Raw genomic sequence first — 13,436 nt, 5'->3', positions numbered from 1 at the left:
GAGCCCCGCTCCTTGCCGCCTTCTTTTTACGCCCACCACATCTCGGGCAGTTCTTCTTTGAACAGCACGTGTTTCAAGAGCGCCACCGCTTTGGACAGCCCTTCGTCGATCGAGGCGAGCATGTCTTCGTGTTCAATGGAGAGCACATAGTCATAGCCGACGGCGCGCAGGGCGCTGACGATGTCGCGCCACATTTTTTCGCTTTGCCCGTAGCCGACGGTGCGGAACACCCACGAGCGGTCGAGAATTTGGCTGTAATGTTTCGTATCAAGCACGCCGTTTTTGCGGATGTTCGCTTCGTCCAAGTACGTATCTTTCGCATGGACGTGGAAAATCGCTTTTTCGCGGCCGAGCAGTTTGATCGCCTCAACCGGGTCGATGCCTTGCCAAAGCAGGTGGCTCGGGTCAAAGTTGGCGCCGATCGCTTCACCGACGTGTTCGCGCAGTTTGAGGAGCGTTTCCGGGTTGTAGACGACGAAGCCCGGATGCATTTCAAAGGCGATTTGCGTGATGCCGTGCGCTTTGGCGAACGCTGCTTCTTCGCGCCAGTACGGGATGACGACTTCTTCCCATTGCCATTTTAAAATCTCCAAGTAATCCGGCGGCCAAGAGCACGTGACCCAGTTCGGGTATTTGGCGCCGGGATGGTCGCCCGGGCAGCCGGAGAAGGCGTTGATGACCGGGACTTCAAGCTGCTCAGCGAGCCTGACCGTTTTCCTCCATGTATCATGCGACTGTTTCGCGAACGCTTTGTCCGGATGAAGCGGGTTGCCGTGGCAACTTAAGGCGCTGATCACAAGGCCGCGGTCAGCGACGGCTTTTTTCAGAGCTTTGATTTTTTCCGGCTGGTCCAAAAGTGCATCGGGATCGCAATGGGCGTTGCCCGGGTAATTGCCGGTGCCAAGCTCGACGGCTTCAATGCCCATCGCAGCCACTTTGTCGAGCATGTCTTCGAACGGCAGCTGTTGGTACAAGACGGTAAATACGCCTACTTTCATTGGTGTTTCTCCCCCTTCTCGCGGTATAGGGCCGGTCAGTCGGCGGCCGGCCCCACCGTGTCGTTTTGTTTTGGCTTGGCGCTCCGTTAGCAACCATGCTGGCAAAGGCCGCGCCGACGCCGTTTATTCCGCCACCCGCACCCATTGTTTCGTCCGGTGGCTTTCCAAAATGGCGTCAACGATCGCCATCGTGCGATGGCCGTCGGCGATCGTCGCAAACGGCAGTTCCCCGAGCGCCTCGCCGCGTTGTTTCCGGATGATGGCGCTGTAAAAGTCCAGAAACAAGTTTTTCAGCCCGTCCGGCCAGCCTTCTTCATGGCCGCCCGGGTAATGAGTGAGCGAAGCGGCTCGCGGCGACAAAAGCGCCGGGTCGCGGACGACTTCTTCGTTCGGGCCGCTGCGGCGCCCGACCCAAAGGCGGTTCGGGTGCTCTTGGTCCCAGGCGAGCGTCATGGCATCGGCAGCGATTTCAAAATAGAGCCGGTTTTTCCGGCCGGCGCTCACTTGGGAAATCGTAAACGCCCCATGGGCGCCGTCGTCAAAATGGACGAGCACGCTGCCGCCGTCTTCCGTATCAATCTCCACCGGTTCGGCGTCTTGAGCGCGTCCGGATGTAAACGTGCTCCCTTCCTGCTTCGGCTTGTAGCGAACCGGATGGACGGTGCGCAAATCGGCGAACACTTCGACGATGCGTTTGCCGAGTACGTATTGCACCGTGTCGCACCAGTGCGAACCGATGTCGGCGATGGCGCGCGACGGGCCGTTTTGCGCCGGATCGAGCCGCCAGTTGTAGTCGGTGTCATAAAGGAGCCAGTCTTGCACATAGCCGCCATAGACGAAATGGACGCGCTTCGCTTCGCGGGCGAGCCGCTCTTTCGCCTCAGCGACGAGCGGGTAGTGGCGGTAGTTGAAGCAGACAGCGCTCAAACCCGGGCTTTTGTCCGCCAGTTGTTTCAGTTCGGTCGACTGCTCGCTGTCCATGGCGAGCGGCTTTTCCGACAACAAATGTTTCCCCGCCTCCAGCACGGCCTTGTTAATCGGAAAATGCAAGACGTTGCGCGTGCAGTTGTGGACCGCTTCCACGTCCGAGTCGTCAATCAGCGCCCGGTAGTCGCCGTACGCTTTCGGAATCCCGAACCGGCGCGCGGCTTCCTCCGCTTTTTCTTGGCTGCTTGAGGCAATGGCGACAATGTTCACAAACGGCAGGCGGCGGAGCGCCTCAATATGGGACGAAGCGGAAAAGCCCGTGCCGACGATGCCGACGTTGATCGGTTTCACTGCGTCACTCCCCCTTGTTTCGCTTTGATCGGTTCAAGCGGCTTGACGTTGCCGAAGACGAGTTCCCCGCGGTTGACCGGCGCGGCCCAGCGGGCGGCGTTGGCGATCACTTTCAGCACATCTGGATGATGGTACGTCGGATACGTTTCATGGCCGGGGCGGAAGTAGAAAATTTTCCCTTTCCCGCGCGTGAACGTGCAGCCGCTGCGGAACACTTCCCCGCCTTCAAACCAGCTGATGAAAATCGTTTCGTCCGGCTCCGGAATATCGAAAAACTCGCCGTACATTTCTTCCTGTTCAAGCTCGATGTACGGTCCGATCCCTTCGACGATCGGATGGCCCGGGGCGACGACCCAGAGACGCTCCTTTTCATCCGCCTCGCGCCATTTCAAATTGCATGTCGTTCCCATCAGCTTTTTGAAAATTTTCGAGAAATGTCCGGAGTGGAGAACAATAAGCCCCATTCCTTCAAGCACGCGGCGGTGGATGCGTTCAACCACTTCGTCTTTCACTTCGTCATGGGCGATATGCCCCCACCAGACGAGAACGTCGCACCGGTCGAGCACCTCATCGGTCAAGCCGTGCTCCGGTTCATCCAACACGGCGGTCGCTGTGTCAAACCCGGCTTCAGCCAAGTAGCTCGCGATGACGGTGTGCATCCCTTCCGGATAAATGGCTCTTACTTTTTCATTTTTCTTTTCATGGCGAAATTCGTTCCAGACGACGACGCGGATCGGTGTTGTCATATGTTCTTCCCCCTCGATTGGATTTCGGCTTGCCGCGGCAAGCACAAAGCAGTTGATCTTTACCATTCAATGCGGACTTGCCGCCCTTGTTCGGACGAGGCATAAATCGCTTCCAGCACTTTGGCGATCGTGAGTCCTTGTTCCGCCGTGCAAAGCGGTGATGTGTTCCCGGCGATGCTCGTCAAGAAATGGTCAAGGAGCGCCACCCGTTCGCCTTGATCGTCAAAATGGAGGGTGACATCCGCTGGAACGCCGTGTTCATTGCGGAACCATTTCACTTCTTGGCGGTTTCCAGCCACATTCCACTCCCAGCGCACGCCGCCTTCGGTGCCAAGAAACTCGACATACGCCCGCTCCTCTTCGATGTGCGACGCCCAGCTCGTCTCAAGCAGCACCGTCGCGTCGTTTTCGAGCTGGATGAACGCCGAAGCGAAGTCTTCGACCGTATACGAGGCGGTTGGCGCAAACGCCGTTCCCGGCCATGCCCCTTGGTGGCGCGGGCCAAATTTGGCGTACGTTTTCCCCGTCACCGCGATCGGATTCGGGTTTCCAAGCAGCCAAAGCGTGACATCAAGCATATGAACGCCTAAGTCGATGAGCGGACCGCCTCCGGAGCGCTCACGGTCAAAAAACCACGCCCCCCATGCGGGAATGCCGCGGCGGCGCACCCAGCCCGTTTTCGCGTAATAAATGTCGCCGAACGCGCCTTCTGCGATGCGTTCATGAAGCCATTGCGCCGCTTGACGGAATCGGTTGTTCAGCGAGACCATAAATTGTTTCCCCGATTCGTCGCGGGCGCGGATGATGGCATCCGCTTCTTCCGCTTTCATCACCATCGGCTTTTCGCAAAGCACGTGTTTTCCGGCCCGCAAGCTGTCGACCGCCACTTGGGCGTGCAAAAAGTTCGGCACGGTGATGATGACGGCATCGACATCTGGTGAGGTGAGCAGCTCTTTGTAGTCGCTGTACACGTTGCGAATGCCATACGTTTTCGCTTTTTCCACGGCTGCTTGTTCATTGACGTCGCAAATCGCCTGCAAGACGGCGCGCTCCGAAAGCTTTAGCGCCGCTTTGATGTGTTCGTTGGAAATCCCTCCAGCTCCAATCAAGCCGAGGCGGATTGGGCGTGCGTTTTCCATATCGATTTCCCCCTTGCGTTCATTTGTTTTCGCGCGACTTGCTTCCACGTCGCCTCTATTATTTGTTTGAAGTAACACCCTTTGTGATGTAATCGATTACATCACATTTACAAAAAAACTGACCTGCTCCTCTGCCGCCGGGGAAGGGAGCGCTTCCATCAAACTAGACGCTCCCCCCACACGAGTCGCGAATGATGAGGTGGTCAGGCAAAACAAACTGGCGGCGGCTGACCTCGCCCCCTTCGATCAGCTGAAGCAACAGCTCCATCGCTTTTTGGCCGATCTCAAACATCGGCTGGGCGATCGTCGTGAGACTCGGTTCAAAAATCGAGGCCATTTGAATGTCGTCAAATCCGACGACCGCCACATCGTCCGGAACGCGCCCGCCGCGGTGGCGGACCGCCTTGATCGCCCCGATCGCCATCTCATCGTTGGCGGCGAAAATGGCGGTCGGCGGCTCTTCAAAGGCGAGCAGCTTCAATGTCATGTTGTATCCCGATTCGTAGGAAAAGTCGCCTTCTTGCACGAGCCCTGGGTCGGCATCGATTCCATGCTGCGCCAATGCTTGGTAGTAGCCGCGCAACCGATCGCGGCTCAAAATGATGTTCATCGGCCCGGACAGATGGGCGATGCGGCGATGGCCAAGGCGGATCAAGTGCTCTGTCGCCTTGCGGGCGCTGCTGATGTTATCGATCGAAACGGTCGGGATGTCCGTCCCTTCCAAATACTCGCACGCCAAGACGATTGGAAACTGCCGCGTCATTTCTTCCATCAGTTCTTTCTGGATGCGAGCGGTTAAAAAAATCATCCCGTCCACTTGTCTTTGCGGCAGCACATTCAAATATTGCTCCTCAAGCCGGGCGTCATTTTGCGTATCGCCGAGCAGCACCTGATAGCCATGCTCGAGGGCGACCGCTTCAATGCCGCGCAACACCTTTGAGAAAAACGGATTCGTAATATCGGGCACAACGACGAGCACCGTTTCGGTCTCCATCCTCCGCAAATATCGGCCAAGCACGTTCGGCTGGTAGTTCAGCGCTTCAATGGCTTCGAGCACGCGCTGCCTCGTCTCCTCCGTGACGTTGTCCGCGTTGCGCAATACGCGCGACACGGTGGCCGTCGATACGTTTGCCCGCTTCGCTACGTCTTTTATGCTTGCCATCGGTGTAGTCCTCTCAGTTATGTAATCGATTACATCTCCATCGTATCGGAAAGACAGGGCAATTGTCAAGCGTTGTTTTTTCAATCCGTCTTAGACATGGTTTGCCCCTTTCTCATAGGCTAAAAAGATCATCCCGTATCAAGAAAGCTTCTACGCAAGCGTAAGCATGGGACGAATCGATGCTTCTCACTCCAACCGCAAGCGTAGGCGGGACAAGATTCAAATCTTAGTCTCTATAAAAGACTTATCACATGATGAATCCGGGCATTGTCCAAGACTAGCGCACCCCCGCTCTTTCGACAAGAGCCAGAAGTCCAGCAACATTTGCGGTGTTGGCAGGCCGGTGCTTGTATAAATGGGAAGTAAATACAAAACAGAGGTTTTTCCTAGTTATCCATTTTTTATATTTTCCATGCAGGATTTTTTCTTCTGTTCACGAATCAGTATTGATGTAAAGTTTCAAAGTGAGGTGATCGAATGGCCATTGACCATGACCGATTGTTCAAAGAACTAATCCAAACGTTCTTCGAAGAGTTTATTCTCCTCTTTTTCCCCGAGATGCACGAACACATTGATTTCAGCCATTTGTCCTTTCTGTCCGAAGAACTGTTTACCGATGTCACGGCAGGTGAAAAATACCGCGTCGATCTATTGGTTGAGACGAAGCTGAGAGCAGAAGACGGATTGATCATTGTGCATGTAGAAAACCAGGCGTACATCCAACTGTCATTCCCCGAGCGAATGTTTCTTTATTTCAGCCGTCTGTTCGAAAAATACCGCACCCGCATCGTTCCGATCGCCGTCTTCAGCTATGATACCCTCCGTGATGAACCATCCTTGTTTTCGATTGAGTTTCCCTTTGGTGAGGTGCTAAAGTTTCACTTTTTTCCCGTAGAGCTGCGCAAGAAACATTGGCGGGATTATATTCGGCATAACAATCCGATTTCGGCTGCCCTTCTTGGCAAAATGGGGTATACTGAAAGTGAAAAAATCGAGTTAAAAAAAGAGTTTTTGCGCATGTTGGTGCGATTGGAGCTGGATGAAGCGAGGCAAAGGCTGTTGTTGGGCTTTTTTGAAACATATGTGAAGCTGTCGGAGGAGGAAGAGCAACAACTGCAAAGAGAGGTGAAGGCGATGGAAACAAAAGAAAAAGAGAAAGTATTGGAGCTGATCATTTCCTATGAGCAAAAGGGAAGGAAAGAAGGATGGGAAGAAGGGATGAAACGCGGGCTTCAACAAGGGATCAAGCAAGGAATGGAAGAAGGAATGAAACAGGGAATGAAACAGGGAATGGAACAAGGAATGAAACAGGGAATGAAACAGGGAATGAAGCAACTGATCCGCAACATGGCGCGCAAAGGAATGACGGAGAAAGACATTGCCCAGTTGGTGGATCTTCCAGTGAAAGATGTTCAGGCATTGCTTAAAGAGTAGGAAAATAAAAAACAAGGGGATGGCTCTGGGAGATGCCCAACGAAGACGGTTGGCGAAACGGCCAACGGATCGCCGTATGAGCGGCATGTCCTAGTTGCTGAAGGACTTCCGCATTGGTAAAGACTGTGACCTACAAAGATGTTTAACGTAATTTCCGAAAGAAGTCTCCCACCTCAAGGAATGTGAAGGGTGATCGCCCAATAAGTAGGTGGGAGATGAATTTCGGTTGGCCATCGCCGATGAATATGATCGTCTATGGTTCAAACGGACACCTTCGGAACGAAGGGAAGCGTAAAGGGTTGTTGTGTGTAGCTTACCGTTCAGTGAACACGCACAAGTCGCTTGAACCCCCCACCTCCCTCTAAGCGAAGCGTAGGTGGTGGGTAGTTCACCCAAACATATCCGACCGTCCACACTGCAAGCAGACAAGGTAAAAGGGCGCCTTTGCGTTCAGGCAAAGGCGCCCGCAACATGGAAGGGGGCTCGGATTAATCAAGCGCCTGGCGCGCTCGGTCTTGCAGCATTTTCACCCCGGCCAGCGAGATCAAGCCCATGACGACGATATAGAAGGAGATGGCCGTTGCACTCCCGTATTTATGCAGCAGCCACGTGCTCACGAGCGGCGCCGGGCCGCCGGCGATGATCGATGCCAACTGGTAGCCGAGCGAGGCGCCGCTGTAGCGCAGACGCGTCGGGAAGTTTTCGGCGATCATGGCCGCCTGCGGGCCATACAACATGCCGTGGAACACCATGGCGATGATCGTCGCCAACATGATCAGACCTACGCTTTTTGTGTTGACGAGCCAATAGTACGGAAACGCCCAAAGCATAAGCAAAATGACGCCTGTCATGTAGACGCGCCGCCGCCCCCATCGGTCGGATAAATGGCCGGAATACACAATGGCAAGTGCATTGATGATGGCAGCGATAATCGTCGCATTGACGAAAATGCTTTTTTCCATGTTCAAAAAGGTCGTCCCATAGCTGACGATAAACGTAACAAAAATATAAAACGATCCGTTTTCGATCACCCGTGCGAGCGCGGACCAAAGAATTTCACGCGGATGTTTGACGAGAACCTCGCCGACCGGCATCTTGCTTGTTTCTTGTTTTTTCATCGCTTCTTGGAACAGCGGCGATTCGAGCACTTTCAGCCGGATATATAGCCCGACGGCAATCAACAGGAAACTAAGCAGAAACGGAACACGCCACCCCCACGCATAAAAGCTGTCGCCGCCAGTCGCGAGCATTAATGTCGTCACGAGCGAAGAGGACAACAGCCCAAACGGCACGCCCATTTGCGGCAGCGAAGCCATCAATCCGCGCCGTTTTCCTTCTTCCCACTCCATCGCAATCAAAATGGCGCCGCCCCATTCTCCGCCGACCCCGATGCCTTGAATGAGACGGAGTATGGTTACCAAGACTGCAGCCCATAAGCCGATTTGTTCGTACGTCGGCATTAAGCCGATCAATGCTGTTGCCAGCCCCATCAACAACAAAGTGGCGACCAACGTCGCCTTCCGGCCGATTTTATCGCCGAAATGGCCGAAAATCGCAGCCCCGACCGGCCGGGCAACAAACCCTAAGGCGAACGTTGTAAACGACTGCATAAGCGCTACGTACGGGTCGCTTTGCGGGAAAAAGAGCTGTGGAAACACAAGCGCGGCCATCGTCCCGTAAAGGAAGAAATCATACCATTCAATCGTCGTGCCGACCACACTCGAAATCGCGGCCCGCCTTTTTTGGCGTTTTAATTCCGCCGCATCCATTGTCGTTGTCACTGCTGTCAACACCCCTTTCATGATATGAAACCGCGGAAAAACGAATGAATAATAGCTGAAGCAGATCTAGTCGATTACCCTTTAACGTCAGCGCTTACAATAACCATCTTTCTCTTTCACGACGGCTTCCAAAGCAGCGCCCCGCCCGCTGTTCACCTCTTTCCTTCCCGCGCCACAAGCACATGCACAACCGCATCGATGACCGTCTCACCGCGTTGGTTGACGACTTGTTGGTGCACCGTGACAAGCCCCGCTGTCTCGCCCCGCTCAGTCAACTGCCTCACTTCCGATTCAACGTAAATCGTATCGCCGATTTTCACTGGGCGGACGAAGCGGAGCGCGTCGATGCCGTAAAAAGCGAGCACACATCCCGGCTCCATCACCCATAGTCCAGTCGCCACCGACATTGTCAGCATCCCGTGGGCGATCCGCTCGCCAAACCGTGTCTGCCCCGCGTATTCTCGGTCCGTATGCAGCGGATAAAAATCACCGGAAACGCCGGCAAACTGCACAATATCGGCCTCGGTAATCGTCCGCCCGCGCGACCGATAGCGGTCGCCTACGGCATACCCTTCAAAAGGTCGGTCAAAACGCAATGAAATCCCTCCCTTGCTTCATGTTCAAACAGAGTGAACCCATTCCCACCCCCTTTCAAGCAATGGAAGAACGATTCACCGATCAAAAATTTCACAAATTTTCAGTATATTTTCGGCAAACTATAATCGAAAATCATGAGACATAGAAAACCGCTCGGGTCTTCACAACGGTTTGGCCTCCTACTTGTCACTAACATATGAATGGGAAGCAGCGGATAGAACGGTTTTTATGATTTCATGTTTCAAAACAGATCGTTATTGAATACAACATACGAGGGAGGAGATAGTGGGGAAAAAACGTCGGAGCGCGCGCATATGATGAAAGGGCGTCCCATTGCCTTTGCGACGCCCTCTTGCTTTCTCGATTATTCCTTCACTGATCCAGATGTAAGGCCGGATACGATGCGGCGTTGGAACAACAATACCATGATGACAAGCGGAATGGTAACCACCACCGTCGCCGCCGAGATTTCACCCCACGGGATCGTATACTGTCCCTGGAACATGGCGATGCCGACGGGGACCGTTTTGTATTTTTCCGCCGTATTAATCGTTAAGGCAAATAAAAATTCATTCCACGCCGCGATAAAAACGAGAATCGAAGTTGTAAACACTCCCGGTACCGCTAGTGGCAGAATGACCTTGAAATACGTTTGCATTGGCGTTGCCCCATCCATTTTTGCCGCTTCTTCCAAATCAAATGGAATTTTGCGAAAAAAGGTGACTAACAGCCAAATCGATAACGGAAGTGCAAACGTTGTATACGGAATAATCAATCCTAGATAGCTATTTGTTAAATCAAACTTTTTCACAAACATGTAAATCGGAGAAATGGTTGCAATTTGCGGAAACATGGACACTGCCAACACGAGACCGAGAATGACCGTTTTGCCTTTAAACTCTAAGCGCGCAATAGCGTAAGCGGCAAATGCCGCGACAAATACGGTATAAACCGTCGTAATCGTCGCAACGACAGTGCTGTTCCATAAATAGCGCAAAAACGGATAATTGACAAAGACGGAAATATACGATTTTAATGTTGGATGGCTCGTGAACCATTGAAATGCTTGGTCACCGAACAGTTCACTTAGCGGCTTTACTGAACTAAGCAACACCCATAAAAACGGAAACATTACAAAAAAGACAAATATGACTAGAAAGATATAAAAAAGAGGCCCTGCTTTTTTCGTCATGATCTCACCTCACTTATCGTTTCACACTTGCGCTGTCGGATAATAAATCTTTACCGAGCCACTTAATATAAATCATCGAAATGATGGCGACACAAATAAACACAATGACTGCCAACGCCGAGCCGCTTCCAAAATTCGTCTGCGAGAACATAACTTTATACGCTAAAATGGAAATCGTCTCCGTCGAGTTCGCTGGCCCTCCGCCAGTTAAGACGTAAATCAAATCGAACACGCGGAACGCATCGAGCGTGCGGAACAAAAGGGCCACCAAAATACTTGATTTCAGCAGTGGCAACGTGACCTTGACGAACTGCTGCCATTTCGTTGCTCCGTCAATCGAGGCGGCTTCATACAACGAACTCGGGATCGTTTGCAACCCGGCGAGCAGCAAGAGCGCCATATAGGGGGTTGTCTTCCATACATCGGCAAAAATGACCGCAAACATCGCCCCTGCTTCCGTCGTCAACAAATCCCCCATCCGGTCAACGAGGCCAACTGTTTCAAAATATTTAGCGACAATCCCGTTTTGCCCATCATATAAAAACTTCCACATAAGTGCCGATACAGCCGTCGGAATGGCCCACGGCACTAAAATCGTCGCCCGGACAAGCCCACGGCCGAAAAATGCCTTGTTAATGAGCAAAGCGATGGCTAACCCGAGCACAAGTTCAACCGCGACCGACACGACGGTAAAGAACGTTGTATTCCATAACGCTCTCCATAAGCGCGGATCGCTAAAATTGTCTTTGTAATGCTTCAAACCGACAAAGTTCGGTTCAATGACGACGTCGGTGAGCCCTTCAGCAAGGCCAACGACTTTGTCGGGCTGCTTCAGTTCCCCGTCCTTGCGAATTTGTCTCAGCGTTTGGACAACGTCGCCAACTGTGCTAGTCAACTGTTTCGCCGTTTGCTCGTCCAACTCGGCAATTTTCATCTCTTCACTCGGCGTCTCAAAGTTATCAAGCGCTTCGTTTACTTGGCCGTATTGTTTTGCCACCTGTTCATCTTTACGGATGGCGGCATCCATGTTCGTTAATTTTTGCTCAACTTCAATGAGCATTTCTTTTACTGTTCCGTCCGCAGCAGCTAGTTCCTGTTTAAGGGCGCTTTGTAAAAATGGATAGTTCTGCAAGTACCGCTCCAAATCAAGGCTGTAATTTAAATGGATCGATGATTTCGTTGGATCGTTGAGGCGATAGTCGAACAGGCTGTAATAAAACGATTGGATGACTGGCCAAATAGCGATCGCTAAAATCAATAGCAACGCCGGCGCGACGAGCGAATAGCCTAAGATCCGCTCCATTCTCTTTTCATTCCTCATCGCTGCCTTCCCCCTTCTCTTTGTTAAAAAGGATATTAGCCTCCAGTGCCGGATAGGGAGCGGCCTGAAGGCTAATACCTATTATCAAAAACGAATGGCTTCCTCCGTTATTCTTTCTCGCTCATTTGGGCTGCACCGCGCCGGGCAACGCGGCCGCTTTACTTGTTCATCGCTGCCTTCATTTCTTTTTCCATATTCGCTACCGCTTGCTCAACGGTTAGCTCTCCGGCCAATGCCTTTGATACGTTAATTTGGATGATTTCCGAAATTTCCGGATAGTTCGGCACGACTGGACGCGGCACCGCTGCATTCAAGGCGTTGACAAATCCTTCTTCTACAAAGAACGGGTTGGCTTTTAACACTTCTTCATCCTTGAACAGCTCCGGCAATGTCGGTGCTAAGCCGCCATAAATGGCCGAAATTTTTTGTCCTTCCGGCCCCGTCATAAATTTGACGAATTCCCACGCTTCTTTCGGGTGTTTCGAATATTTGTTGATCGCTGTCATCCAGCCACCAAGCGCTGCAGCTGAGCCTTTGTCGCCAGCCGGAAGCGGAGCAACGCCAACTTTGCCGACAATTTTTGATTGTTCTTGATCGTTTGCTAAGGCGTATTGGTACGGCCAGTTGCGGATAAATGGCGCCTGTCCCTCGATGAATGCCGTGTGAGACTCCGGTTCCATAAAGGTCGTCACATTGCTTGGCACAACATCTGATTGAACGATCTCCACCATTTTTTTCAAACCTTTAATGGCCTCCGGGCTGTTGACGACGACATTACCGTTTTTGTCAACGATTTGCCCCCCATAAGAAGCAATAAATTCAACAGCGTTACAAACGAGTCCTTCGTATTGTTTTGCCTGCATTAAATAACCGAATTTCGTACCGCCTTGTCCTTTCAGTTCTTTTGCTGTTTTTAACAGTTCATCCCATGTTTTCGGTACTTTATCCTCAGGCACTAGATCTTTACGATAAAACAACATGCCCGTGTCAATAAATTTCGGCATCGCCCATTGCTTGCCGTTGAAGTTCCCAGCTGCCAAAGCCCCTTGGTTGTATTTGCTTAAATCGATGCCATCTTTCTCAATGAAACGGTCTAGCGGCAGCGTATAGCCTGCTTGGGCGAATTCAGCCGGCCAAATCACATCAAGATCCATGACATCGATTTCCGACGATTGGGCATTTAACATCGTAACGTAAGCATCGTGTTGCTTGCCGGTGTCAGCCGGCATCTCCCGCAGTTCAACATCGATGTTCGGATGTGTCTTTTCAAATGCTTCAATCAACTTTTCCGTTGCTTTCGTTGAATCTTGGCCGCGGGCATAGACAATCTTAACCACTTCGCCGGATTTGCTTTCTTTACTGTCCTCTGTTTTGCTATTGGCATCACGGCTGGCATTTTCGCCGCTGGAGCAAGCCGCCAATCCCAACGTAAGCGCTAACAAAACTGCTGACGATTTGAACGTTTTTTTCATTTTTTATTCATCCCCCTAATTATTTTTTGTACGGTAAATCATAAGTGAAACCGAACAACACATCTCTAGCGCAGTCCGGATCACCCCCCTAGACTGAAATGCTAATTCATTTGCATACTGTTTAGGCAATCTCTGCTGCCTGTCTACCTTGACTGATTTGTAATCGATTACAAAAAAACAATTGATGAATCGATTTTTTCCCGCTTTCTTTCCCTTTAAAAATCTGATTAAGCTTGCGGGAACGATGACCCTTATCTCTATACAAATTCGTATTCAACTGAAGAGGCCTGTCTACCGTCCACAGTTTTCTTCCAAA

The 13,436-nt window shown here is 51.9% G+C and carries 11 protein-coding genes; 1 reads left to right on the top strand and 10 read right to left on the bottom strand.

Annotated elements, in window-relative coordinates:
- Positions 1–26: 26 nt before the first annotated feature.
- The 5 genes from IC803_RS06365 to IC803_RS06345 form a co-directional block, all read right to left on the bottom strand.
- The gene (locus IC803_RS06365) at positions 27–998 is read right to left on the bottom strand and encodes a sugar phosphate isomerase/epimerase family protein (protein WP_081210145.1); all 972 of its coding nucleotides are present in this window, start codon (positions 996–998) and stop codon (positions 27–29) included.
- A 123-nt stretch (positions 999–1,121) separates the two neighbouring features.
- Positions 1,122–2,276: a Gfo/Idh/MocA family protein gene (locus IC803_RS06360; RefSeq protein WP_081210147.1), complete on the bottom strand. Its 1,155-nt coding sequence runs from the start codon at positions 2,274–2,276 to the stop codon at positions 1,122–1,124.
- Entirely contained in the window at positions 2,273–3,022 is a 750-nt protein-coding gene (locus IC803_RS06355; protein WP_081210149.1) for a ThuA domain-containing protein, read from the bottom strand. The genes IC803_RS06360 and IC803_RS06355 overlap by 4 nt, the downstream gene beginning before the upstream one ends.
- A 59-nt stretch (positions 3,023–3,081) precedes the next feature.
- Positions 3,082–4,161 carry a Gfo/Idh/MocA family protein gene (locus IC803_RS06350; RefSeq protein ID WP_081210151.1) on the bottom strand — a complete coding sequence of 360 codons (1,080 nt, stop codon included), beginning with the start codon at positions 4,159–4,161 and terminating at the stop codon, positions 3,082–3,084.
- A gap of 163 nt (positions 4,162–4,324) precedes the next feature.
- Entirely contained in the window at positions 4,325–5,323 is a 999-nt protein-coding gene (locus IC803_RS06345; RefSeq protein ID WP_081210153.1) for a LacI family DNA-binding transcriptional regulator, read from the bottom strand.
- Positions 5,324–5,800: 477 nt separating this feature from the next.
- Between IC803_RS06345 and IC803_RS06340 the strand changes: the two genes are divergently transcribed.
- Positions 5,801–6,757, top strand: a complete 957-nt coding sequence (locus tag IC803_RS06340; protein ID WP_081210155.1) for an RpnC/YadD family protein — start codon at positions 5,801–5,803, stop codon at positions 6,755–6,757.
- Positions 6,758–7,245: 488 nt separating this feature from the next.
- On the opposite strand, the gene IC803_RS06335 is transcribed toward IC803_RS06340, so the two are convergent.
- The 5 genes from IC803_RS06335 to IC803_RS06315 form a co-directional block, all read right to left on the bottom strand.
- Complete coding sequence (locus IC803_RS06335; RefSeq protein ID WP_081210157.1) at positions 7,246–8,559, bottom strand: MFS transporter; 1,314 nt, start codon at positions 8,557–8,559, stop codon at positions 7,246–7,248.
- A 131-nt stretch (positions 8,560–8,690) separates the two neighbouring features.
- Entirely contained in the window at positions 8,691–9,134 is a 444-nt protein-coding gene (locus tag IC803_RS06330) for a MaoC/PaaZ C-terminal domain-containing protein (protein WP_081210159.1), read from the bottom strand.
- A 365-nt stretch (positions 9,135–9,499) separates the two neighbouring features.
- Positions 9,500–10,327, bottom strand: coding sequence for a carbohydrate ABC transporter permease (locus IC803_RS06325; protein ID WP_081210161.1), 828 nt, complete (start codon positions 10,325–10,327; stop codon positions 9,500–9,502).
- Between the two features lie 13 nt (positions 10,328–10,340).
- Positions 10,341–11,648, bottom strand: a complete 1,308-nt coding sequence (locus IC803_RS06320; RefSeq protein WP_081210163.1) for an ABC transporter permease subunit — start codon at positions 11,646–11,648, stop codon at positions 10,341–10,343.
- Positions 11,649–11,806: 158 nt separating this feature from the next.
- Positions 11,807–13,120, bottom strand: a complete 1,314-nt coding sequence (locus tag IC803_RS06315) for an ABC transporter substrate-binding protein (RefSeq protein WP_081210165.1) — start codon at positions 13,118–13,120, stop codon at positions 11,807–11,809.
- Between the last annotated feature and the right edge of the window lie 316 nt (positions 13,121–13,436).

Source organism: Geobacillus sp. 46C-IIa (assembly GCF_014679505.1).
GTDB lineage: Bacteria > Bacillota > Bacilli > Bacillales > Anoxybacillaceae > Geobacillus.
This window is presented reverse-complemented; position numbering and strand designations above follow the sequence as displayed.

Coding starts and splice junctions, on each gene's coding strand:
- IC803_RS06365 (WP_081210145.1), bottom strand. CDS start 998: ATGAAAGTAGGCGTATTTACCGTCTTGTACCAACAGCTGCCGTTCGAA.
- IC803_RS06355 (WP_081210149.1), bottom strand. CDS start 3,022: ATGACAACACCGATCCGCGTCGTCGTCTGGAACGAATTTCGCCATGAA.
- IC803_RS06350 (WP_081210151.1), bottom strand. CDS start 4,161: ATGGAAAACGCACGCCCAATCCGCCTCGGCTTGATTGGAGCTGGAGGG.
- IC803_RS06345 (WP_081210153.1), bottom strand. CDS start 5,323: ATGGCAAGCATAAAAGACGTAGCGAAGCGGGCAAACGTATCGACGGCC.
- IC803_RS06340 (WP_081210155.1), top strand. CDS start 5,801: ATGGCCATTGACCATGACCGATTGTTCAAAGAACTAATCCAAACGTTC.
- IC803_RS06335 (WP_081210157.1), bottom strand. CDS start 8,559: ATGAAAGGGGTGTTGACAGCAGTGACAACGACAATGGATGCGGCGGAA.
- IC803_RS06325 (WP_081210161.1), bottom strand. CDS start 10,327: ATGACGAAAAAAGCAGGGCCTCTTTTTTATATCTTTCTAGTCATATTT.
- IC803_RS06320 (WP_081210163.1), bottom strand. CDS start 11,648: ATGAGGAATGAAAAGAGAATGGAGCGGATCTTAGGCTATTCGCTCGTC.
- IC803_RS06315 (WP_081210165.1), bottom strand. CDS start 13,120: ATGAAAAAAACGTTCAAATCGTCAGCAGTTTTGTTAGCGCTTACGTTG.